Annotated in this window: 19 protein-coding genes; 12 read left to right on the forward strand and 7 right to left on the reverse strand. The window is 48.4% G+C overall.

The genetic code is table 11. From position 1 onward, the window contains the following. Positions 1–149: 149 nt before the first annotated feature. The 3 genes from C7R91_RS25095 (at position 150) to ytxJ (ending at position 1,714) form a co-directional block, all read left to right on the forward strand. Complete coding sequence (locus C7R91_RS25095; protein ID WP_047071914.1) at positions 150–383, forward strand: hypothetical protein; 234 nt, start codon at positions 150–152, stop codon at positions 381–383. Between the two features lie 483 nt (positions 384–866). Next, positions 867–1,265 carry a hypothetical protein gene (locus C7R91_RS25105; RefSeq protein ID WP_083995130.1) on the forward strand — a complete coding sequence of 133 codons (399 nt, stop codon included), beginning with the start codon at positions 867–869 and terminating at the stop codon, positions 1,263–1,265. A gap of 122 nt (positions 1,266–1,387) precedes the next feature. Continuing rightward, complete coding sequence (gene ytxJ / locus C7R91_RS25110) at positions 1,388–1,714, forward strand: bacillithiol system redox-active protein YtxJ (RefSeq protein ID WP_047071916.1); 327 nt, start codon at positions 1,388–1,390, stop codon at positions 1,712–1,714. A gap of 73 nt (positions 1,715–1,787) precedes the next feature. Here the strand turns inward: ytxJ and C7R91_RS25115 are convergent, their stop codons facing one another. After that, entirely contained in the window at positions 1,788–3,944 is a 2,157-nt protein-coding gene (locus C7R91_RS25115) for a cell division protein FtsA (RefSeq protein WP_047071918.1), read from the reverse strand. Positions 3,945–4,258: 314 nt separating this feature from the next. On the opposite strand from C7R91_RS25115, the gene C7R91_RS25120 reads away from it, so the two are divergent. The 4 genes from C7R91_RS25120 to C7R91_RS25135 all read left to right on the forward strand — a co-directional run bounded on the left by C7R91_RS25120 (position 4,259) and on the right by C7R91_RS25135 (position 7,895). Continuing rightward, complete coding sequence (locus tag C7R91_RS25120; protein ID WP_047071919.1) at positions 4,259–5,356, forward strand: bifunctional 3-deoxy-7-phosphoheptulonate synthase/chorismate mutase; 1,098 nt, start codon at positions 4,259–4,261, stop codon at positions 5,354–5,356. Between the two features lie 126 nt (positions 5,357–5,482). After that, positions 5,483–5,791, forward strand: a complete 309-nt coding sequence (locus tag C7R91_RS25125) for a metal-sensitive transcriptional regulator (protein WP_047071921.1) — start codon at positions 5,483–5,485, stop codon at positions 5,789–5,791. Between the two features lie 117 nt (positions 5,792–5,908). Next, the gene (ccpA, locus tag C7R91_RS25130; RefSeq protein WP_047071923.1) at positions 5,909–6,919 is read left to right on the forward strand and encodes a catabolite control protein A; all 1,011 of its coding nucleotides are present in this window, start codon (positions 5,909–5,911) and stop codon (positions 6,917–6,919) included. Between the two features lie 43 nt (positions 6,920–6,962). Further along, the gene (locus tag C7R91_RS25135; protein ID WP_047071925.1) at positions 6,963–7,895 is read left to right on the forward strand and encodes a 5'-methylthioadenosine/adenosylhomocysteine nucleosidase; all 933 of its coding nucleotides are present in this window, start codon (positions 6,963–6,965) and stop codon (positions 7,893–7,895) included. A 68-nt stretch (positions 7,896–7,963) separates the two neighbouring features. Here C7R91_RS25135 and C7R91_RS25140 read toward each other — a convergent pair whose 3' ends face one another. The 4 genes from C7R91_RS25140 to C7R91_RS25155 form a co-directional block, all read right to left on the reverse strand. After that, positions 7,964–9,115, reverse strand: coding sequence for an acetoin utilization protein AcuC (locus C7R91_RS25140; RefSeq protein ID WP_047071926.1), 1,152 nt, complete (start codon positions 9,113–9,115; stop codon positions 7,964–7,966). Continuing rightward, positions 9,112–9,756, reverse strand: coding sequence for a CBS and ACT domain-containing protein (locus tag C7R91_RS25145; RefSeq protein ID WP_047071928.1), 645 nt, complete (start codon positions 9,754–9,756; stop codon positions 9,112–9,114). Before C7R91_RS25145 ends, C7R91_RS25140 begins: the two co-directional genes overlap by 4 nt. 34 nt (positions 9,757–9,790) lie before the next feature. Further along, on the reverse strand, positions 9,791–10,423 hold the full coding sequence (locus C7R91_RS25150; RefSeq protein WP_047071930.1) for a hypothetical protein: 633 nt from the start codon (positions 10,421–10,423) through the stop codon (positions 9,791–9,793). A gap of 71 nt (positions 10,424–10,494) precedes the next feature. Then, a complete protein-coding gene (locus C7R91_RS25155; protein ID WP_047071931.1) occupies positions 10,495–13,635 on the reverse strand; it encodes a penicillin-binding protein 1A in 3,141 nt (1,046 codons plus the stop codon). 192 nt (positions 13,636–13,827) lie between these two features. Between C7R91_RS25155 and C7R91_RS25160 the strand changes: the two genes are divergently transcribed. Continuing rightward, positions 13,828–14,352: a GrpB family protein gene (locus C7R91_RS25160; protein ID WP_047071933.1), complete on the forward strand. Its 525-nt coding sequence runs from the start codon at positions 13,828–13,830 to the stop codon at positions 14,350–14,352. Positions 14,353–14,406: 54 nt separating this feature from the next. Here C7R91_RS25160 and rpsD read toward each other — a convergent pair whose 3' ends face one another. Both rpsD and C7R91_RS25170 read right to left on the reverse strand, forming a co-directional pair. After that, entirely contained in the window at positions 14,407–15,006 is a 600-nt protein-coding gene (rpsD, locus tag C7R91_RS25165) for a 30S ribosomal protein S4 (protein ID WP_047071935.1), read from the reverse strand. Positions 15,007–15,298: 292 nt separating this feature from the next. Further along, complete coding sequence (locus C7R91_RS25170) at positions 15,299–17,584, reverse strand: YcdB/YcdC domain-containing protein (protein WP_047071936.1); 2,286 nt, start codon at positions 17,582–17,584, stop codon at positions 15,299–15,301. Positions 17,585–17,813: 229 nt separating this feature from the next. Between C7R91_RS25170 and C7R91_RS25175 the strand changes: the two genes are divergently transcribed. The 4 genes from C7R91_RS25175 (at position 17,814) to C7R91_RS25190 (ending at position 22,776) form a co-directional block, all read left to right on the forward strand. Then, complete coding sequence (locus C7R91_RS25175; RefSeq protein ID WP_047071939.1) at positions 17,814–18,395, forward strand: histidine phosphatase family protein; 582 nt, start codon at positions 17,814–17,816, stop codon at positions 18,393–18,395. Between the two features lie 38 nt (positions 18,396–18,433). Continuing rightward, positions 18,434–20,674 carry a sensor domain-containing diguanylate cyclase gene (locus C7R91_RS25180; protein WP_047071941.1) on the forward strand — a complete coding sequence of 747 codons (2,241 nt, stop codon included), beginning with the start codon at positions 18,434–18,436 and terminating at the stop codon, positions 20,672–20,674. A gap of 67 nt (positions 20,675–20,741) precedes the next feature. Beyond that, positions 20,742–21,740: an MBL fold metallo-hydrolase gene (locus C7R91_RS25185; protein ID WP_047071943.1), complete on the forward strand. Its 999-nt coding sequence runs from the start codon at positions 20,742–20,744 to the stop codon at positions 21,738–21,740. A gap of 127 nt (positions 21,741–21,867) precedes the next feature. Beyond that, positions 21,868–22,776, forward strand: a complete 909-nt coding sequence (locus C7R91_RS25190; protein ID WP_047071945.1) for a hypothetical protein — start codon at positions 21,868–21,870, stop codon at positions 22,774–22,776. Positions 22,777–23,002: the final 226 nt, after the last annotated feature.

A 23,002-nucleotide genomic window follows, 5' to 3' on the forward strand; every position in this document is an offset into this window, starting at 1 on the left:
GCACCGGGCATCCGCCCATTTTTGAGAAAATTGTTTGGGGAATCTCTCGTTTTTCATACTCTTGCAATTCTCGATGTTTATTATTCTGAAAAGCAGGAAAAGCTAGAGGATACCAAAAGACTTTGCAAGTATGAAAGGATGTTTATGTGATGCAAAGATCATTATCTAGCATGCAGCATGATTTGGTCCAAATTACGATTAATGTTGGAGAAGACTTTAAATCCATTGTGTGGAAAGCGCAATACGACATGGACTTCAATACAGAATGTCTCTTTTGTTTCTCCGAGCAAATTACTGGCTACCGTGTAGAAGACGAAGACGGAAAAGCTGGGAAAGTTGCTGTTTGTCCGCATTGTGAAAAAGTAAACGCCATCTACGCGTGAGATTGAAGTTTGATCACAAAAGAAAGACGATGCTACTTGCTGGCATCGTCTTTTTTCTTTCATGATTTAGTAAGGTACCGATGTGCCAACAAAGCTGGTGAGAAGAAAAAGCACAGAGCTCGTAGACCTTGACAACGCCTACCCAGTCGGAACTTCAAAAAGGGGACCACGCTTGTCGAACACTTCTTCCCTGAGAAACGTCCGCCCGTAGGGTGCTTTGGCTCGACGGTCCCCTTTTTGAAGTGTAGACGGACAGTGACGCCCCAAGCTGGCGTGTCAGAGTCGAAGAGAACTGTGCTTTTTCTTCTCCTCCACCATGTTGACTCAAACCAAAAGGACTTTCACTCCCCTCTCCAAATAGTCTTTCTAGTCTATATCTGACTCTATATCCACCAAGTACCACCTGTTCTTTAGCAGGATTGAAGGGAGGACCCTCGAATAGTATGAGAGACATACATAAGTAGATAGGTAGGGGTGAACACCGTGCAAAAGAGATGCAGCCGCTGCGGGAACGAAATGGACATCGAGCTGCGCAACGTCGTGTACCGGAAACGAGTTAAAATTATGAATGTACCTGTACACGTCTGCGTGGACGAAGACTGTGACCATTCCCAAGTGGTAGATGTGATTAAGGATGATTTGAAGTCACTCATGGAGGAACTGGGCCAACATCCGCAGCGCCAGGCAATCGAATTCGAAGAAATGTCAGAGTTATCCAACTTATTGGTATTGATTGCTAATGAGAAGGTGAATTCGACGGTAAGAGAATTACTTGGTGAAAAAGTCAACGAGCTATTGGATCTGTTTTTGTTGGCGCAGTCCCTTGGCGATGAAAAATGGATGCTGGAGCTACGCGAACGACTAACGAAAATTATGGTGTAAGGAAAAAGAGATGCCTAGAAGAAAGGTATCTCTTTTTCATTTCTCCACTGCACCGCAAATGTAGACTTTGCTGCTTGGACTTATGTATACTGATAGGCACATATGATAAGGAGAGATGAATCATGTCACAAAAACAGCTTCACTCTATAGAAGAACTGGATGAGTTCGTAGCGAAAAATGGGAAAAAGCTTTTGTTTAAGCATAGCACGATCTGCCCAATCAGTACGTCCGCTTATGAAGAGTTTCAAGCGTATTTGCAGGACAATCAAGTGGAATCTGCTGTGATTCTGGTACGGGAGGATCGCCCTGTCTCCAACGCTGTAGCGGATCGTTTTTCCATCAAGCACGAATCCCCGCAAATCTTTTTGCTGGAAGACGGGGAAGTAAAATGGCACACGTCTCACTGGAAAATTACAAAGGACGCGATTGGCCAGGCGCTTAACGCGTAATCAAAAAGCCGGGACACCCGATAAGCGAGGTGAAAACCGGCTTTTTGCATGGAGAAAAAGAGCACGGGAGAGACTATTCCCAGAATAGCTCCAGCTTGTCTCCACTTTTCAATTCTGTCTGGAAGTTGGCCTGTTCGCCGTTAACGAGCATCACGAATCCGGAGATACTCTCACGGTCGGGCTTTTCCAAGGAAACATCGACAAAACGGAAGACATCGCTAAACACAGGTGTAGACGCAGGTGAGGATTTTACCGTGATGTCGGCACCTTCGCTCACGGGATCGGCGGCATTTGCCGCTTTTCCGTCTAAGGTAATCGTTACCTGTGCAACAGGCAATTCGACCCGTTCACCATTGAAGTGTACGATCATAGTCTCCTGTACCCATTCTTCCAAGGGGATGACATCTTGTATGGAAGGGGCGGGGACTTCATCCAGCCGGTATACGAGGACATCACCTTGCCGGACGATATCTGTCAGTGCTGCTGGTCTTCCGTTCAGCTCGATCACCTCGATACGGGACGGAATGGAATAATCTTGTCCATTCACAGAAAAACGCAAGCCTAATTCCGCTGACGTTTTCAGTTCAGCGAGCTCCAGTACTTCATAGACAGTGCGGGGGAGGCGGATGTCCACCTCGGCGCGATCAGAGATCAAGGTATCGAGAGTAGCAACCGCTCCGTTAACATGTACCACTGGACCGAGCGAGTAGGGCCGATCATTGCAGATCACCTCGAGCGTGTCCAGCTCATCGAATAAATCTTTGGCAAACACACGTGCATCATCCCCATTTGTACCTGCCACTACGGTGATTTGATCCCCATCATTGATTGGCGTGTCGAGACTGACGCCCTCCCCGTTGCGCTCAATCACCGGCGGCGTACCGTGACCACCCGGAATCATTTTCATTCGTCCGTTTACGGTGACGGTCATCGCTAATCCGGGGCGACCATACAAACGGCGGATATCCAGTCCAGATGCAATGAGCGCATCACCCAACGTCATTTTTCGTAGATCGAAAATGCGCACTGGAGCGTCATTGACTGTAACGGTTACATAGCGCAACGGATGACGGCGCGCAGCAACAGCAATACCGACTGGCGTTACGAACTCAGGTCCACTGAGCGCAGGATTGTCTCCGACGTACTGTTTAATCGCATCCCCGCCTCTAACGGCAACACGGGCGGCAGGAATATTCAAGACCTGAGCGACTCGTCCAGTAAGCCCAGGGGTGAGGCTGCCGCCGCCGATCAGCATGACCGCTTGCGGAGCTTTTCCGTTGAGCTCCAGTATTTTGAAGGCAATTTTATCGGCGAGTTGCTGGATGTCTGTCTCAATCGCACTCGTTACCTCGGAAGCGCTCAGCGTATGCTCCATTCCGAGAATGTCGGTGAAGGTGACGGACTCCTCGGTGGATAAGAGACGCTTCACCTCTTCTGCCATCGGAAAATCCATGAGAAAGGCATTCATGAGCGCATCCGTGATTTCATCGCCTGCAACAGGCACCATGCCGTAGGCGGTAATTGCCCCTTCCTCAGTCAGTGCTACGTCAGAAGTACCTGCCCCAATGTCCACTAAGGCGATATTCAGTCTGCGCATAGTCACGGGAATCAGGACATTAATCGCCGCAATAGGCTCAAGCGTCAATGCCTGCATTTCCAGATCGCATCGTTTCAGAGCAGCGATCAGCGAGTCGACAACCACGCGTGGAAGGAAAGTTGCGATTACATCTGCGCTTGCTATGTCACCCCGCTGGTCAATCAGACTTCCGATCAACTCTCCATCCAGATGGTAATTAACAACGCTGTAACCCACGCAATAATAGCGGGTGACGTCTTGATCCTTTAGCTCTTGGGCTAATGCGGCTTGGGCCTCCTGTACAGCGGAAAACTCCAAAGCGACAACATCTTCACGCGAGATGAAGGCATGTCTGGCTAACGGCATGTCCACACGAACGCGGCGGGTGCGCAATGACCGACCGGCAGCAGCGACCGCTACCTGATGCAGTTTGCCATATTTTGCCTCGAGCTCTTCTTTTATTTGTTGAATCACCTTAGCTACGGCGACAATATCGTGAATTTGCCCATCGAGCATAGAGCGTTCATCGTGCTCTCGAATGGCGCAGTCCAACACGCGGTACTGCTCGCCGGTCGTTTCCACGATTAGGCCGACGACGCTGCGCGTTCCAATATCTAATGAAAAAATAAGCTCAGGGGCTGTGATGTCAGACAAAAGTAGGTCACTCCTTGTAAGAGGTTGTTCATGAAGTCTTTACAATACTTATCGGTAATTTTGGTCTGGATCGGAAAGGAACAATCATTTTTAGCTAGAACATATATCCAAAACTATTCGATTTGAAAGGAAAAGAATCCTGTCGAATCAAGGAATCTTCTTCGTTTTGACGAATAATTGGAAAAGATAAAAAAACAGAAAAAATTTACTTTCGCGCTTTTTGGCGCTAAACTGCTGACAAGGGTGTTTGAATCGATTATAATTACCCTAATTTATCGATAAATCCCTATATAAAAAGAGGAGAGTGGAGAGAGATGGCACACGATCAAATCGAAACTATGCGCAAGCAGATAGACGAGATCAACCTGCAAATTCTTGAATTGATCAACAAACGAGCTACCTTGGTTCAAGAGCTCGGCAAAGAAAAAGAAAAACAGGGCAGCAACCGTTTTGACCCAGAGCGTGAGCGCCAAATGCTCAATCTGCTCGTTGAAAACAATAAAGGTCCTTTCAATGACAATGCAATTCGTCATTTGTTCAAGCAAATTTTCCAAGTTTCCTTAGATCTGCAAGACGACGATAAGAAAAAAGTACTCCTCGTTAGCCGTAAGAAAAAAGCAGAGGATACGGTTATCACGGTAAAAGGCGTAGAGTTCGGAGGAAAAAATCCGATTCTCATCGCAGGTCCTTGCTCCGTGGAAAGCTACGAGCAAGTAAGAGCAGTAGCAGAAAACCACGCAAAACGCGGACTGCGCACACTGCGCGGCGGCGCGTACAAGCCTCGTACTTCGCCATACGACTTCCAAGGTCTGGGTGAAGAGGGCTTGCAAATTCTCAAGCGTATCGGGGATGAATTCAACCTCGTAACGATCAGTGAAATCGTGACGCCAGCAGATCTTGAGATGGCGACGAAATACATCGATGTTATCCAAATCGGTGCTCGCAATATGCAAAACTTCGAGCTGCTGAAGGCGGCAGGTCGTGTGAACAAGCCGATCCTCTTGAAGCGTGGCCTCTCTGCTACGATTGAAGAGTTCATCTACGCGGCAGAGTACATCCTGTCCGAAGGGAACACACAAGTCATGCTGTGCGAGCGTGGAATCCGCACGTATGAAAAAGCGACTCGCAATACGCTCGATATTTCTGCTGTACCACTCCTCAAGCAAGAGACGCACTTGCCAGTGTTTGTAGACGTGACGCACTCTACAGGTCGTCGTGATCTGCTCTTGCCTTGCGCGAAAGCAGGTTTCGCAGTCGGTTCTGACGGCATCATGGTAGAGGTTCACCCAGATCCAGATGTGGCACTGTCTGATGCGAAGCAACAGTTGAACATTCCACAGTTCAACGAGTTCGTTGACGAACTGCTTGCTTCTGGCCTGTACAAAGGCGAGATTGTAGCAACGAGAGCATAAGAATACCTTTTCGGGTATGTTTTAGGGTCCTTCCTGCGCGCGGGAGGACCTTTCTCATTTGACGAACCATTGGCGACCAAGTAAGCTAGAATTACGTGCTGATATTGGTGAAGGAGGATAGGCCATATGGAAGACAACCATCAATGCTGCTCGACTGATCGGTCCACCGAAAGGCCGGAGAAAATTAAGTCTAATCTCATCTCCCGTCTCAATCGGGTAGAGGGGCAAGTTCGCGGAATTCGTGGGATGGTAGAAAAGGATGTCTACTGCGACGACATTCTCAATCAAATTGCCGCTGTTCAGTCTGCACTGAATGCGGTTGGGAAAATGCTCCTCGAAGGACATATGAAAAGCTGTGTGATGGATCGCATTCAGCAAGGCGATCATGAAGTGATTGACGAGCTTTTGAAAACGATGAACAAACTTATGAAATAACGGGTGCGCAAGCCGTTAAAAACGATTGCAACGGCATACGGCTTGTCGTATCATAGGTGCATATATTTATGAAAACGCTTATGAAAACCAAAAAATAGGGAAAAGTGAGGGTGCATGATGCCGGTTACTATATACGACGTAGCAAGAGAAGCGGGGGTGTCGATGGCGACAGTTTCCCGCGTAGTCAACGGGAATCCCAACGTGAAGCCTTTGACCCGTAAAAAGGTATTGGCTGCGATTGAGCGTTTGGGATATCGGCCAAATGCGGTTGCTCGTGGACTCGCCAGCAAAAAAACGACAACAGTTGGTGTCATCATCCCGGATATCTCCAGTTTGTTTTTCTCCGAATTGGCGCGAGGGATTGAAGATATCGCTACGATGTACAAATACAATATCATCCTATGTAACTCTGACCAACGGATGGAAAAGGAATTGCAGCTCATTAATACCTTGCTCGAAAAGCAGGTGGACGGGCTTCTGTTCCTGGGGGCAGAAATCAAAGAAGATCATTTGCAGGCATTAACAAGCACATCTGTACCGACTGTGCTCGCTGCGACTCGCGATGCGGACAACGTACTGCCGTCGGTTAGCATTGACCATTTCCAAGCCGCATATGATGCGACGGAAGCACTGGTTTCACGAGGGCACAAGCGTATTGCAATGATCGCTGGCCCTGCAAACGATCCATTGGCAGGGTTGATGCGCTATGAAGGCTATAAAAAGGCGTTGAAGGATGCGGGTATCGAGCTGGATGAAGAGCTGATTGCGACAGGCAACTACTTCTATGAATCAGGCTTGTCCACTACAAAAGCGTTTCTTGCCCTTAAGAATCCGCCGACGGCTATTTTCGCAGCAAATGATGAGATGGCCATTGGTGCGATCCACGCCATTCAAGATTCTGGCCTGAACGTGCCAGGTGACATCGAAGTCATTGGTCACGATAATATTCGTTTGGTTGAAATGGTACGTCCACGACTGACTTCTGTCGTACAGCCAATGTATGATATTGGTGCGGTGGCGATGCGCCTGTTGACCAAGTACATGAATAACGAGAATGTCGAAGAGCATGTCGTGCTGCTGCCGCATCGAATTGAGTATCGGGAGAGTACGAAGCCCGAGCAAGCTTGATCGCAAAGGGACGTAGGAATTGACAGCAAGAGGGGGATGGGAAATGCGTTACGGAATTATCGGCGCGATGGATGAAGAAATCGCGCTTTACTTGGAAGCGATGCAAGAGACGACTACTGCCACCAAAGCAGGCATTACCTATTACACAGGTAAAATGGAAGGCAAGGATGTCGTGCTGTGCAAATCAGGTGTCGGCAAGGTGAATGCGGCCGTGACAACACAAATCCTCATCGATTCATTCCAAGTGGAGCGTGTCATTTTCACAGGAGTGGCAGGAGCCGTTCACCCTGAATTAAATATTGGTGACATTGTAGTTTCGACGGATTGCATCCAACATGATATCGATGTGACACCGCTTGGCTTTGAGCCAGGACAGATTCCGTTTACAGAGCAATGGACTTGGCAAGCGGATGCTGGCCTGATGCAGCAAGCGATCGATGCGGGCAAAGAGCTGGAAGCGGGGGTTCAAGTAGTAAGCGGGCGTATCTTGTCCGGCGACCAGTTCGTTGCCAGTCGGGAAAAGGTTCAATGGCTGTATGAGCAATTTGCAGCACATTGCACCGAAATGGAAGGGGCATCTGTTGGACAAGTATGTGCGATGAATGGCGTGCCATTTGTCGTGGTTCGTTCGATGTCGGATAAGGCAGATGGCTCCGCGCATGTTAACTTTGTGGAATTTACCAAGCTGGCTTCCCAGCGCTCCTACGCGATTGTCCGTAACATGCTCACAGCTTCTCAAGCATCGACAGCTGTGGGAGTCATCGTCTACTCGACGAAAAACTGTGTGGATTGCGACATGGTTAAGAATTGGCTGACAGCAAAAGGTGTTTCCTTTGAAGTGCGCGATGTCATGACGAGTCGTGCCTATCAAGAGGAAGTGGAGCGCTTTGGCTTCATGGGTGTTCCTGTAACAGTCGTAGGCGATAAAGCGGTAAAAGGTTTTGCGCCGTCTGAGCTGGAAGAGCTTGTGAAATAGGGCTTGGAATAGAAAAAGCGTGCTGACCAGTACCAAAAGGTACGAGGGCAGGACGCTTTTTTTTACTTCTATGATCCAATAGGTGCGTACAGCATCGCACGTTCTAGCGTAAGCCGATTTTTTTCCGTGATCTCTGCTCGTCGTGGGATTATTGGGAATGGTTCGTCAAAAAGCCGAGGCGGCAAGGGCAAATCTGTCTCTGGTTGCCAGCGCTTGAGCCAGGCTTCGGGAAGATCACCGTCCACAAGAGGCTGATCGCTCATCTCACTCCATACCAGCGTCCACGCCCGTGGCACCACCCGCCAAATATCGTAGCCCCCGCCGCCTACAGCAATCCAACGACCGTCACAATATTCATGAGCAAGACGGTGAGCAAGACGAGGAATCGCTTGATAAATCTTCATCGAGCAAGACAAATGGGTGAGGGGATCGTACGCATGAGCGTCACAGCCATTTTGTGTCAGGATGACATCAGGCTTGAAGCCAGCCGCTAGCTTTGACACCAGCTCTTCATATACTTCCAGAAAAGAATCGTCTTCCGTGAAGGCATCGAGCGGAACGTTGACAGAATAACCGTAACCGCTTCCATCTCCACGTTCAGACAAATTGCCTGTTCCCGGGAAGAGATACTTTCCCGTTTCGTGAATGGATACAGTCAGTACATGAGGGTCATCGTAAAAAGCCCACTGTACCCCATCTCCATGATGGGCATCTGTGTCGATATACAGCACGCGCGCATTCCAGTTTTTACGCAAATAAGCGATCGCGACGGAGCAATCATTGTAGATACAAAATCCAGAGGCGCGTCCACGAAAGGCATGGTGCAATCCTCCGGCGGGATTGAAGGCGTGTTCTGCCTGTCCACTCATAACCGCGTCCACTGCGTTTAACGTACCTCCGACGATCAGCGAGGACGCTTCATGCATGTTCGAAAAACAGGGAACATCCTCGGTTCCCAAGCCATAGCTGGCAGCCTGCGGAAGCTCGTGTTCACTATGGCCCTGATCGCGAACAAATTGGATATAGCGTGGGTCATGCACCAGAGCGAGCTCTTCATCTGTCGCCGATCGGGGAGTCAGGATGTCTGAGGCTTGGAGTATTCCGTAACTGCTCATCAGATCGTGTGTGAGGAGCAGACGACGCTGGTTGAACGGATGATCATCATGAAAATAATATTGCGTGTAGTCTGGAGAGTAGATCAGACGAGCATTTCGGCTCACTGGAATATCCCCCCTTCCGTAGGGCCGATTACGGAAAAGCCTTTTTCAAGGAGCAATTGCGTCACAATACGAGGATCGATGGTCTGTACCCGAAAGACAAGATTCTTTTTTGCGGGCTTTTTCCCAGGAAAGACCACGACGCTCGTGACATTTACTTGTGCATCGCGAAAGACTTGACTGACTTCTGCCAGCATGCCGACGCGGTCGTCTACTTCGACTTCGATATGGGAGCTAGGTTTATTAACGCCGAAAAGTTCGATCAAGCTAGAGAAAAGATCCGATTCTGTGATCAATCCTACGAGCCGATTCCCTTCGACGATGGGTAGTGAGCCGATTTTGTGCTCGTATAGTTGGAGGGCTGCATCTTCGATGAAATCTAGTGGGTGGGCAGTGATGACTTGTTGATTCATGATATCGGCTACAGGCTTGTGCAGGACGGTGTCGTCATCGTCATGCGTGAGCAGGCGAGAGGGGAGAGCGTCTCGCAGGTCACGGTCCGAGACAATGCCTACGAGTGAGTCGTTTTCAATGACAGGCAAATGCCTGATTCTGTTTGCACGGAGCAGAAGAAGCGCTTCTCCGATTGTAGTGGAAGGCTGGATCGTGACAATATTTTTCCGCATAATCTCTTCAATACGCATAAGAGTGACCTCCTGGAATCAAAAGGCATCCAAACTAGTAAAGAAAACGATTTTGAAACCGCATAGCATCAAAGGCAACAACTGTTTCTGGGGGTACACGCTTGCCGATTTTTGCCATTAGACAGTTGGCGGGATGTGAGCATATTTCCGGATCGTCTGTCGCCATCCAGCTCAGGCCTGCGCTGCCCATGACCTTTTCCATGACCTTTCTGTATTGCCACACATCGAGCCCTGTTCCTTTCAGATCCCAATGCCAGTAATACTCCGTTGTAATAATGACGTAGTCTTCCATGGCGTCGTCCAAGAAGGCGACTTCCAGCAGCTTTTTGCCTACGCCACCCGCCCTTACCTTATGACTGATTTCAATCGCGCCCAGCTCCAGCAAATCGGGCAGTTGGGCTTGTGACCATCGCTCCAGTGGATCGGGGTGCAGAAAGGTTACGTAGCCGAGGACGAGGTCTCCTTCGCGTGCAATAATGATGCGCCCTTCAGGCAAATCAGCGATTTCGATGAGAGCTTCATGCTGCTGTTCAGGGATACGAAAAGCTTTCAGCCCCTCATCAAAGCGTAATGAGGCCAGATAACTTCCTGTAATCGGACCTTCGACGAGCAGCTCCTTGTTGTTCACCATTAGGCTCAATGAATGATAGCGTTTGACGTGCTCCATCAGTTCCCCCCCTTACGTTTGTAGAAAAACAGAGATGGCGTCTAACCATCTCTGTCAGTTGTCATTCCAGTTTATTCTGTGGTGTTGGCAGTTACGATGTTAGAATGTGGCGATTCTCCGTAACTGTTGACTGCGGTAATGTAATAGTTACTGCCATTCGGTACTTCTGCTGCGTGTGTAAAGCTTGTGCTAGAGACAGTCCCGAGTAGCAAATAGCCGCTTGCTGAGTCTGGGCTAAAATACACGTTGTACATCTGCTCAGACGAGCTGCTTCCTTTCCACTTTAGCTGCCAGCCGTTAGGCGTATTTTTGATAGACAAGGATTTCGGAGCAGCAGGTGGTGAAGCGGAATCTGTGTTTGTATTCGTGCCTCCTGATCCATCTCCTGGGTTAGTCGGGGTTCCACCTGGATCTGTTTGACCATTCCCGTTATTGTCCATCGGATTCGGGATGCCTGTTTCCGTGCCTTGATTTGGATCAGGCAACTGCCATGTCTGTGTTGAACCGACAGAAGCGATTGCGGAAGGCTGCGATTCATGGCCAGCGATATCCACAGAAGTGACATAATAGCCTAATTCTCGATGGATTCCAGTCGTATCGGCAAAAGTCAATTCTGATGGATCTTTCACAGTCGCTACTTTGACAAAGCCGTTCTGTGGATCAGCGCGGTAGATGCGATAGCCGACCAAGTCAGCTTCTTTGGCGGATTGCCACGTAAGCGTAACTTGCTTGCCTGAGCCTGTAGCTGTTACACTGCTAGGCGAAGATGGCGCTCCACCTGTCTCTGTGCGAGGGTCTTCCTTGTCAGGCAGGCGTTGCTCCCAATCTGGTGGTTGGGTGGCGACCCTACTGTTTTTCGTTTGAATTTGCTCTTTAGTAGGGAGCGGATCAGGTGAGCGGTAGAAGACTCCTTCGGTAACAAAATCTTCAGGAGTTCCTTCCTTCGCCAAATACCGTTCGCCATTATACGTAATAACGCGTGCTTTTTGGTGGGTATCGTCCACCTTCCTCGGAACGAACTTGCTATTGAACAAATCAGTGATCAAATGGCCAGCTTCTTTCGAAAGCTCACTTGGCAAAAGACCTGATTTCGAGTCAACAGTCGCACTGACAATTCCCGCTGGCTTTTTAAAGGTGGAGTCAGGAGGTGATAAGTTCGGATGCTTTGCAATGACATCCTTCATGACCTTACCCCATACGACCATCGGAACATATTTGTCCGCGTCTGGCATTGGATATGGCTCGTCAAAGCCAACCCATACTCCCATGGACAACTCTGGCGTGTAACCGACGAACCAGAGGTCGTTGCTGTTGTTCGTTGTCCCTGTTTTACCCGCCACATCGACTTTGCGCGGCACGTATTTACGGACGTGTGTACCTGTACCGTTATTGACGACAGAACGCATCAAATCCGTGATCAAGTATGCTGTTTGCTCGCTGTACACTTGCACAGGCTTGGTTTCATGGCGATAAATGACTTTTCCGGTGCTATCCTCAATTCGATCAATCAAGTAGGCATCCACAAAAGAACCGTGATTTGCAAATGTCGCATAGGCGTTTGTAATTTCCTCGGCAGTTGTTCCGTAGGTAAGACCGCCAATTACGCCAGTGGCCGCATAGTTGTCAGCATCCACCAATGTTGTGATTCCCATTTTCTTCACGTATTCGAGAGCGGTTGGAATGCCAACTTTCAAATACGTCTTGATCGCCGGAATGTTCCAGGACATACGCAGTGCTTCGCGGGCACTCATAATCCCTTGCCATTTGTTGTTCCAGTTCTTAGGTAAATGGGAACCGTTCTGGCCGTCGGCGAGTAGCACCGGAGCGTCATCGATTGGGGATGCTGGCTGGAGCAATCCCAGTTCAAAAGCAGGAGCATAAGCGGCAAGTGGCTTCATGGCCGAACCAGGCTGGCGTGGCACAGTGGCGTGGTTCGTCTGTTCCACCTTGAAGTCACGTCCTCCGATCATACCGAGGATGGCTCCTGTTTTGTTGTGAATCAGCATTGCGCCGACTTCTTCCAGAGCATTTTCGATTTTCTCTGTTTTACCGTTAGAGCGACGAATCGTATAGGTGCGATTCTTACCGAAGTTTTTCGGATCCGCTGCAACAGCCTGCATGATGTCATATACGCTCTTGTCGATTGTGGTATGTATTTTGTACCCTTTTCGCAGTATGTCGCGACGTTTCTCTTCAACCAGCTGCCGGTATTCGTTGCGGCCGATGGTTGATTTGTCTCGCCCTTTTTCCAAGAGGTCTGCATCCACAAGTTGACGTGCGGCACGATCTTCAATTTCCATCATCAAGAAAGGTACTTCTCGATAAGCTTGTTGTGTCGGTTTTGCTAGCTGTGCCTTCAAATCACTGGCGAGAGCTCCATCGTATTGGTTTTTTGTGATAAAGCCATTTTCCAGCATGCGATCCAACACCATTTTTTGACGTTCCTTCCCGCGCTGATAGCTTTCTGCACGGAATGGAGAGTAGGCACCTGGGTTTTGAATCATACCTGCAAGATAGGAGCCCTCAGCGAGCCCGAGCTCTTTTACATCTTTGCCAAAAATCCCTTTCGCGGCAGCCTGAACGCCATAAACGTTTGATCCGTTGGCGTTTTTTCCAAAGTAAATTTCGTTCATGTAGGCTTCCAGAATCTGATCTTTGGAAAACATCCGCTCGATTCGAATTGCGGTAAAGATTTCACGGGCCTTACGGGTGTGGCTAACTTCAGCAGAAAGGATTGTATTTTTTACAAGCTGCTGTGTAATCGTACTACCACCTGTTACGACAGGCTGGTTGGTAAATTCCTGAATCGCTCCGCGCATGGTGGATTGAAGCGAAACTCCGGAGTGGTGGTAGTAGTTATGGTCCTCAGTTGCGATGATGGCATTAATCAAATAGGGAGAAACGTCTGCTTTCTTCACCAAACGTCGATCGCCTTCTTCGGCCCGCAATTGGCCGATCAGAGAGCCGTCGTTGTAGTAGGCGAATCCAGTCAGATAGTTGGTGAAGATTTTATTCTCCAGTTCCTCCTTGCTGCGCACAGGCTCGTCCTTCACGAGTGCGGCAACATAACCTGTCACGATTCCTCCCGCAACTGCAGCTCCCATTAGCCCTAGCACGAAGACGATTTGGAATATGATCCAGAACGCTCTACCGCGGCTTCTGCGTCGCTTTTTCTTCGTCGGTTCAGAGGAAGATGTGTGGTTATTCGACATAATCTACGACCCCCTAGCATACCCCCTGATTATACCATACGAGGAACCTAGAGGATAGAAAATGCGCAGTAGATAGCAAAATGTGTCAAAAAACGTTGGAAGTTGTCAACGCCATGTGATTGATTGCGTTTTACAGACATTGTTAAGCTTACTGAGTGGAATCAGAAAAATAGATTTCATAGGAGGAGTCAAATGAACATAGACGAGCCGATTCATCTCGAAGGCTTTACAGAAAACTGGTCGCGGATGTTTACAGAGGAGCAGCAGCTACTCTCCCTGCATCTGGCTGACTGGGTGGAAGGGATTGAGCATTTTGGGAGCACGGCTATTGATGGGATGACAGCGAAGCCGATCATCGATATTTTGATAGGAGTCGGGCATATGGATCGAGTGAAGTTCGTGACTGGCAAGATTCAGGAGTGCGGGTATGAATTCCTGGGGGAAGCAGGAATCATTGGAAGGCTGTATTTTCGAAAAAGAGGTCAGCGCTCCTTTAATGCTCATGTCGTCTCTTATGAGGGAGCTTTGTGGAATGACAATCTCCTCCTGCGAAATTATTTGCGGGTACATAAAGAAGAGGCCGTCCGTTACGGGGATTTCAAGAAGCAGATTGTGCAAAAAGGGGCACAAACACTGCTGGACTATTCCAATCAGAAAAATAAATTCGTCCGAGAGGTGTTGGCGCGGGCGAAAGCGTGGCATAAAGCAAATACATAAAAAAAGAGCAGGCCGACAAGCGGCACTACTCTTTTTCTTTTTATCCTCAAACGATTAACGGCTGTAGAACTCAACGATCAGAACTTCGTTGATTTCAGCTGGCATTTCTTCACGGTCTGGCAGACGAGTGAAGGTACCTTCAGCAGCAGCATCGTTGAATGTAACGTAGTTCGGCAGGAAAGTGCGGCTTTCCAGAGAGTCCTTGATCAGTTGCAGACCACGGGACTTTTCACGAATGGAGATTACATCACCCGGTTGTACGCGGTAGGATGGGATGTTTACTTTTTTGCCGTTTACCAGGAAGTGACCATGGTTTACCAACTGACGAGCAGCTGGGCGAGTTGGAGCAAAGCCCATGCGGTATACCAGGTTGTCCAGACGGGATTCCAGCAATTTCATGAAGTTTTCGCCCACTACGCCAGCCATTTTGCTAGCATTGTCGAAAGTGCGGCGGAATTGTTTTTCGTTAAGGCCAAACATGTGGCGCAGTTTTTGCTTTTCTTGCAACTGGATTCCGTACTCGCTCAGTTTACGACGGTTGTTGTGACCGTGTTGACCTGGAGGGAAGTTGCGTTTGATGTCTTTTCCTGTACCATCGAGGGAGATACCCAGACGACGAGCCAGTTTGTGACGAGGTCCTGTGTAACGTGACATGTTTTCATTCTCCTTTAATATGGATTCGCAGGTGTTTACTTCCGGCAGGTTAGTTCCTACTTTATCTACACGAACTTCGGACGGTAGCGTTTCCGCATCGTGCTCCTCACAGATGATCAGCCGCAGTCTGTAAAGGGAGGGAACTAAGAGGGTACATCCTTCCGTTTTTACCTACAATCAATGCTACCCTGTACACATACATTCAATAATACTAGGCGCGATATAGTAAAGTCAAGGGAAAAGAAGCGCGCCATCCGCCGCAAGAAGTGGGATGGATGGCGCTTTTTGGGTTTTATTTTCGCAACAAAGTAACCGGACCGTCTGGATTATCCCGTTTTTCGAGGAAACGGGTAAAGGTAATGGCTGCATCGGCACGAGGGACGAGGCTTTGCGGCTGGAACTTCTGCTTATCGGTCGGCACGATACCGAGTGTAGTCGCGATGATGATCGAACCGCGGTATTTCGAATTGGCAATGTCTGAGAGCTCAGACTGGAACATGCCGGGGAAGTCCGTCAGTTTTTTGTAACCGAGTGCACGAACAATCATATCAGCGAGCTCCTCGCGTGTAATCGTCTCATTTGGGTTCAGCTTGGAAGTGTTTTTATCGAGAAGTCCGCGATCAACAGCACCTTCAACGGCTGAGAAGAAGCGCGAACCATTTGCCACATCGCTATAGGTGGCCTTGCGTTCCAGAGAGTACTGTGGATAGTGTCTGCCTTGGTTGAGGCTGATCATGAGCATCTCAATCATTTCACCGCGTGTGATCGGTTTTTGCGGCATAATATTGCCGTTTTCAAGCGTGAGTGCGTCGTATTCATACATCAACAAGAGTTCCTTCTCCGCCGGATGATCCTTCAAATCGGCAGGAGCCGGACGATGCAGCGCAATCGTTTTGCCAGTAGAGGTGGAGCTCCACTCGCCTGTTACAGCGTCTAGGTAATACGGCTGCTCAAATGGCGTCATTGTCGCCCGATAAACGATCTTGGCGGTTCGCTTCGGTGTGTAGGAAGGCTGCTCTTTTGCGCGTTTGGCATCCTCAGGAGTAAGAGGGACGAGGGCGTATACTGCCTCTGCTTTTGTCTCTGTCCACCACTTCTCGCTCGCTTCGGCAGCAGGCAGGTGCTTGGGAACTTGTGTCGGGTATGTTTCGTTGCCCAAATCAGCGGTGTAATACAGCAGATCGCCTGTCTCTATGTCAAACGTGAAGTGGGCAGAGCCGCTAGCTGCAGCAATTCCATTGATAAAACGCTCAAATCGGATCTGTGTCCGCTCGGAATCAACAACGGGTTGGTTTTCTTCCTCGATACGTTCTGTCCAGTAAAGCTGGTGGGCCATGGTTGGCGCCAGTTCGCGAATCGCTTCCATCGCTTTTGCCTTGAATTTTTCCATATCTGGTTTTTTAGTAGCGGTTGTTTTTTCTTTATGGCCGCGGAAGTCCTTGTTTAACTGATAGATGTCCCCGGTTACTGCATCCACGGAGACATACGCAAATCCGTCTTCGCTATTGCCTTTTTCGCCGAATTCGAGATCCCAGACAGGACGATTGCCAGGGAAGTCTTTTTCATTGTAATTGGCAGAACGAAGCTCGTAGTTGGACAAATTCAATGTTCTCGATGCCCATTGTACAGCTTCCTCTTGGGAGAGCGGTTGTCCGCTGCGGCGTGCAGGAAGGACTTTACTGCTTACAGGCTCAGGATCTTTTGTTGGTTGATACGGGGTCAACGATTGTGTCAATGCTTTGCCAGTCTCCGCATCAATGTAGAAGGTGAAGGGATTCATATACCCGAGAGAGGGCTTGTTATTTTGAGTCTCCACCCGCTCCCACGGCAGCAGGTAAACTGGTTTTGGATTCGCTTGTTCTTTAAACAGTTTCTCGGCCTCTTCTTCTGAGAGTGTCGTATCCGTATCCTCGAAAGTCACGTCGTTCCACGATAGAGAATAGTTGGTCACTGTGCCGGAAGCATCTACGGTGATATCTGCGCCGTTGTCGGGAAAGAGAATGCCGTCCACGTCTCGAACAAAACGGAAATTATAGTAGACTTCCGAGTTTAGCGGAGTTTTCGGCTCTGGCATGTCGCGCGTATACAGTCTTGTCTCCGCTGCTTTTCCCGCATTGTTTTTCTCGAAAAAGCGCTTCGCCTGCTCTTGCGCCTCCGTATAGGAAATCCGCTTTGCATAGGGAAGCGAGGATGCTTCCTGCTCATGACGCGAATAGGAAGTTAGCTCGCCTGTATTGGCGTGGATACTGACGCTATATGATAGAAGAACTTTTCCGTTTTCCGGATCTTTCTTCACCCAACTAAACGACCATTCTGGAAATGACCGCCAGCTATCCGCTGAACTAAATGATACATTTTGCACCGTCATCCCGGCGGTAGGCACTATTTTTGTAGCGAGTGCCAAGGCTGCTTCCTTGGAGAGCTTAGCTTTGGCTTGTGCCACGGAGTCTGCTTGTGACACAGTAGTCGCCATTTTATTGGTACTCACATGAGGTGATTGTGCATGTGCTTGAGCCACAGGCAGCAACAGACTGGCAGATAGAACAAATGAGCTAGACCGAATGATCCAAGGTTTCATAGGAACCCCTCCAACGATGTCATATTCTTCTTATCACCTCTGACGAGGGGAAGAGAAAGTTCGTTTCAGTTCAAATCCCCGAAAAAAGCGACTGGTATTTGCAGAAAGGAATGAAATATAGGAATTTTGTACCAAATGTTTTTTTATCAATCTAGAATTGTGAACATCCATCTTATATAATAAGAAATACTATCCATAAGAATACAGAACGGTAAGGAGATAAATCGTTTTGGAAACCATCATGTATCTCATTCGTCATGGAGAGACGGAGTGGAATCAGCTTCGTCGTATACAAGGCCACAGTGACATCGCATTAAACGAGCTCGGGGTACGCCAGGCCGAGCAAGTAGCAGACAGGTTCCAAGGCGAGACGATTCACGCTTTTTATTCGAGTGATCTTAGTCGCGCGCGTGATACGGCTGCCAAGATTGCTGATAACTTCCAATTCTCTGTTTCTACGCGAACAACCTTGCGAGAGCGCTCCTATGGGGAGTGGGAGGGGCTCACCTATGAAGAAATACGTGAGCGATTTGAGAATCAGGATGAAGCCTCCTGTGGAATTGAGACATTCGAAGACATGCAGCGTCGAGCTGTAGCTGCCATGACAGAAATAGCAGGGAGCCATCCAGGTGAGGCGATTGTCGTTGTCTCGCATGGCGGTCTCATAAATAGCTTCTTGCATTATGTGACGGTAGGAGAACAAGGAACGGGGATCACACGTATCGATAATACCGGTATTTCGATATTTCGGTATGTAGATCGCAGGTGGGAAGTTCTATCCGTTAATGATACAGACCATTTGAAAGCTTGAGAAAATGCTGAGAGAGGGAGTTTCTCGTGTCAAGTAAAATGTTGGGGAAGTTAGAGACGGTCTTTTCCTACACGGCCCATTTTATCTTACAATCTTGGCCGGAAAAGCGCCCAGGCATCCTTTTCTTGACAGATTCCGGGGGTCGCGTAATCAACTTCATGGAAATGCAGGTTGGTCCATCTCGGAATTCTCAAGGGCTTACCCTGCAACACGATGTATCGATTGGCAAAGTCTTTGATTTTATTGTAGAGGCACTTTCTTCCAAAGAGATCGTAGTCAAAACGAGAAGTGAAACGAACAACGTGTGTGGAGCCTTTCCTTTGTGTGAAGAAGATGGTAGGGTTCGAGCTGTCATTGGCATGATAGCGCCCCAAGACCAAATCCATTTCGATTTGTCATCCTATATGCGCGGGTTAGAGCCATTGATTCGCATGGGATATGATGCTTATATTCAACACGTAACAAGCCAGATTGTCATGGATTTGACGCTGCATGATACGACCAAAGAGCTGCTGCAAAGCTTGACGGGTCAAATCAGTGACATCATCCAGAAAGGCTATTGTTCGGCCGTTAAGCTCGCGGACAACGCCACGTTGATTCCGCAGGAGAGCGTAACAACGCAGGAGGCCGAAGGTGGACAAACCCACATTGCCCAACTGGTTTCGAGATTCGGTACAACGCAAATCATGCCTTCCATTTTGGATGACCACAGGCTTGTCGTCGTTCCTGTCTCCTTGAACCAAACGCCGCTCTACGCGCTGTTTTTGCATCTGCCACCCGAAGAGACAGATTACGTGTACGATGAACGGGATGTGGCTTTTTTGCAGGAAGTAGGCGCGAAGGCAAGCTGTGCGCTTTGGCGTTCGATCATGTCGGACGACCTGCGTCGTGAAGCGAGCAAAAAAGACTTGTTGTATCAGTTGATGTCAAAGATTCAGGCATCGATTGATGTGAATGATGTTTTGCATGAAATCGTGACGAGCATTCCCAGCCTTTATCCGTACTTGTCGGCAGAGCTTTTCCTGACGGTTGAACCCAATGCAACCACCCCGGTCAAACAGCTTTCTTTTCAAGAAGTAGAGCCGTCTACCAGTACCAAGGCCTATTTGGAAGGACGTCTCATTGCCGAGGAAGTGGGAGAAGGGGAGCAACAGGTGACGGTGATCGCAGCTCCACTTTTGGGCAAGCAAGGCATCTACGGAGTTTTGCAAGTGACATCCGATCAACGAATTACCTTGAGTCAGCATGAAAAGGACTATATCTCTATCTTGGCGGATACGGCTGGCACTGCGTTTGAAAACGCACAGCTCTATCAGCAATCGCGCAATCTCATTCGCGAATTGCGCTTGATTAATGAAATGGCACGCCAATTGAACAGAAGTCTTGATTTAAAGGAAATTCTCGATTTTGTTACGACGATGATGCGGGCTACCTTTGATGCGGAGTTTTGTGCCATTTTGCGAAAAACGCCGGGAGAGGATTGCTTCGATGTGCTCTCTTCCTCCATACCAGCATTCAATGGCAGGACTATCGATTCTACAGAAAAGCCATTTCAGCAAATCTTGCAAAACAAGCAGGCATTGTTGCTAGCTCAGCCAGGGGCAGGACCGCTTCCTTTTTCGCTCTTTTCGTGCTGTTCCTTCATGGGGGTTCCGCTCGTTGTCGAGGGTGAGATTAGTGGAGTCCTTTTAGTCGCAGATTCCCGTTATCATTTTTTTAGTTTTGACGACTACAAACTCCTCGAAATATTTGGCCAGCACGCGAGCTTGGCAATGACCAACGCCGTCCTGCACAATGAAATGGAACGAATGGTCATTACGGATAATTTGACAGGTCTGTACACGAGAAGACATTTGAATGAACGAGTAAGAGGATCATTACAAAAAGACAACTATGGCTCGTTGATCTTGATTGATATTGATTATTTTAAGAATGTGAATGATACATTTGGCCATCAGGTAGGGGACGAGGTACTGATTCAGGTCTCCAATCTGATTCGACATAGCATTCGAGACAGTGATATCGCGGCAAGATGGGGTGGAGAGGAACTCGCTGTTTATTTGCCGCGCGTGGACAAAAACACCGCGCATTCCGTGGCAGAGCGCATACGCGAATGCGTCGAGCAGGAGACGTCTCCACAGGTCACGATCTCGTGCGGACTAGCGAAATGGAGCAGGGAGATGGATGTAAACCTGAGTGTGGAAGCGCTGTTCCATCAAGCAGATATTGCTCTGTATGAAGCCAAAAATTCAGGTAGAAATCAAGTTGTTCTCGCCTAGAGCCAAAACAATGGCTCTTTTCTCTTTTTCGGAAAAAAAGGCAAAAAACTTGAGAGGTAGATAAAAAATGACAACGAACGATGGCAAGCAAAGGATCGCGACGCAAGTAGCACCTGATATTTATTGTCTCGAAATACCTACGCCTTTTGATGTGGGCGCAGTAAACGTCTACTTGCTAAAAGGGGAGCGCTTGACCTTAGTTGATGTGGGGCCGTTGACCGACGATGCGTGGGTGGCTTTAACAGAAGGCTTAGAATCGATTGGGGTAAGCGTGCAAGATATCGAGCAAGTCATTCTGACGCATCATCATGTGGATCATTGCGGGCAGTTAGAAAAAGTACGGGAACGATCGGGAGCAAAGACATTTGCCCATCCACAGGCAACGCCTTATGTACAACAGGATGAGCAGTTTATGACATTTCATGATCAGTTTTTCGAAGAGCTGTACATCCAAAGTGGTGTACCAGAAAAAATGATGGTCATTATCTCGAAATTTCACAAGCTGATGAAGACGTTTTCTGCGCCAAGCCAGATTGACTTTCATCTGAAGCATGAGCAAAAGGTGCCGTACTTGGAGGACTGGGAGGTACTGTATACACCGGGACATAGCCAAAGCCATTTGTCGTTGTATCGGGCAAAGGATCGAGTCATGATTGGTGGAGACCATATCATCAAGCGAATCTCATCCAATGCATTCATTGAACCACCCCGGAATCGCACGAGTACAAGACCACTGACTTTGATCCAATACCGCACAGCGTTGCAAATGTGTGCGGACATGGAGATCGAACAAGTCCTGAGTGGACACGGTGAACCAGTTTACAATCATCGAGAGCTCATACTCACTCGACTGCAAAAGAACTGGGAGAGAACAGACATGCTCCGCAGGCTTCTTGCAGATGGTGAAAAAACAGCTTTTGAACTGAATGCTCTCTTATTTCCAGGCTTGTACCAAAAAGAATTGCCATTGACACTATCCGAGACTTTGGGGCACATCGATTTGTTGATGATTCTCCATCAGATTGAAGTGAGAGAGCAGGATCGAGTCTTGTATTACCACCTGTAAAACCTGATTGTGCAAGAGAGGTTTGCAAGTAGAATAAGCCTATTCCTCCCCGGAAACGCTAAAAGGGACTATTACCTTGGGACCCCACATGAGGCTGACCCAAGGTAACCGAGGGAGGGTAGCATCTATGCAGAAGTATTGGTCCATTTGCGTGATGGCTCTAGTGTGTACAGTTGTTGCAGGTGGCTGTAATCAAATGAATGTGAAGCAGGATGCGAATACAACGTTTGAGCAGGTGCGTGACAAGTTCGATGCGCAGAAATCGTATGCGTTCTACGGACAAACCAAGCTGTTGACGGCGAACAGTGCCAATGCGAACATGGTTAACTTTTCGGGCAGAAAAGACGGAGAGGCTGTTTACTTGAACGTGAAGCTCTCTGTCCCAGAGGAAAACAGGGTGGACAACTTATCCTTGCTCAGCCATGGGGACAAGCTGTACACCAAGCATGGACAAAACGAAGGCTGGAGCCATGTTGCAGGAGATAGTCCGGCCCTTCATCAAGAAATGAACAACTGGAACCCTATCGCTTCGTTTCAGCAAATCGACGATATGAAACGAAACGTCCGGATGCTCCCTGATGACAATCCAAAAGATGATTTTGAAGCGCTCGGAGTCGTATTGGATTCTGCCAAACTAAAGAGCTGGCTTGTTGCCCAAATGCAAGAACAAACAAAGCCGGGAGCAAAAGTCCAATCGATAGCAGGGCGAGAGAAACCCTACATACCGAAGCTAAAGCTAGCGATGGCACTCTCGGAAGGCAATTGGAGAGGGACGCCTGCACAGCATTCTGGACCCACGATTCAGTCTAGGAAAAAGGTGGACGTAAACGAGCTCGTGAACCAGATGGAAGTGGAGGCAGAGTACACGATTCACTACAACAAAAAAACGATGCTCCCCACAAACATGACGATGTCTATTCGATCTTCGTACGATTTGAACGATCAGCGTGTAAAAGAGCATACCCAAGTAGAAACGTATTTGCAGCAATATGGGACAGTAGCCCCCATCATAGCTCCAACGGAAAATAGCAAATAAGGAGTAAGAGTAATCAAGTGAGACGTTCCTCTTGCAAAACAGACAGGAGCGTCTTTTTTCTGTCAGGGAAAATTGAAAAGAAAAGTAACGTGCTCGATACTTTTTACGTACTTCTTATGTGGAAGAAAATCATGTGCGGTAGCGGTTTTTTTCGATGGAATCAGCATGATGGGAAGGAATCATGGAAAACATTGTCGAACATACAACAAGACTATCTTTTTTCGTC

It is taken from the genome of Brevibacillus formosus, from assembly GCF_003013405.1.
Taxonomy (GTDB): Bacteria; Bacillota; Bacilli; order Brevibacillales; family Brevibacillaceae; genus Brevibacillus; species Brevibacillus formosus.

What these genes read in the sequence shown, in the direction of transcription:
- C7R91_RS25095 (WP_047071914.1), top strand. Translation starts at nt 150, where the DNA reads ATGCAAAGATCATTATCTAGCATGCAGCATGATTTGGTCCAAATTACG.
- ytxJ (WP_047071916.1), top strand. Translation starts at nt 1,388, where the DNA reads ATGTCACAAAAACAGCTTCACTCTATAGAAGAACTGGATGAGTTCGTA.
- C7R91_RS25120 (WP_047071919.1), top strand. Translation starts at nt 4,259, where the DNA reads ATGGCACACGATCAAATCGAAACTATGCGCAAGCAGATAGACGAGATC.
- C7R91_RS25125 (WP_047071921.1), top strand. Translation starts at nt 5,483, where the DNA reads ATGGAAGACAACCATCAATGCTGCTCGACTGATCGGTCCACCGAAAGG.
- ccpA (WP_047071923.1), top strand. Translation starts at nt 5,909, where the DNA reads ATGCCGGTTACTATATACGACGTAGCAAGAGAAGCGGGGGTGTCGATG.
- C7R91_RS25135 (WP_047071925.1), top strand. Translation starts at nt 6,963, where the DNA reads ATGCGTTACGGAATTATCGGCGCGATGGATGAAGAAATCGCGCTTTAC.
- C7R91_RS25145 (WP_047071928.1), bottom strand. Translation starts at nt 9,756, where the DNA reads ATGCGTATTGAAGAGATTATGCGGAAAAATATTGTCACGATCCAGCCT.
- C7R91_RS25150 (WP_047071930.1), bottom strand. Translation starts at nt 10,423, where the DNA reads ATGGAGCACGTCAAACGCTATCATTCATTGAGCCTAATGGTGAACAAC.
- C7R91_RS25155 (WP_047071931.1), bottom strand. Translation starts at nt 13,635, where the DNA reads ATGTCGAATAACCACACATCTTCCTCTGAACCGACGAAGAAAAAGCGA.
- C7R91_RS25160 (WP_047071933.1), top strand. Translation starts at nt 13,828, where the DNA reads ATGAACATAGACGAGCCGATTCATCTCGAAGGCTTTACAGAAAACTGG.
- rpsD (WP_047071935.1), bottom strand. Translation starts at nt 15,006, where the DNA reads ATGTCACGTTACACAGGACCTCGTCACAAACTGGCTCGTCGTCTGGGT.
- C7R91_RS25170 (WP_047071936.1), bottom strand. Translation starts at nt 17,584, where the DNA reads ATGAAACCTTGGATCATTCGGTCTAGCTCATTTGTTCTATCTGCCAGT.
- C7R91_RS25180 (WP_047071941.1), top strand. Translation starts at nt 18,434, where the DNA reads ATGTTGGGGAAGTTAGAGACGGTCTTTTCCTACACGGCCCATTTTATC.
- C7R91_RS25185 (WP_047071943.1), top strand. Translation starts at nt 20,742, where the DNA reads ATGACAACGAACGATGGCAAGCAAAGGATCGCGACGCAAGTAGCACCT.
- C7R91_RS25190 (WP_047071945.1), top strand. Translation starts at nt 21,868, where the DNA reads ATGCAGAAGTATTGGTCCATTTGCGTGATGGCTCTAGTGTGTACAGTT.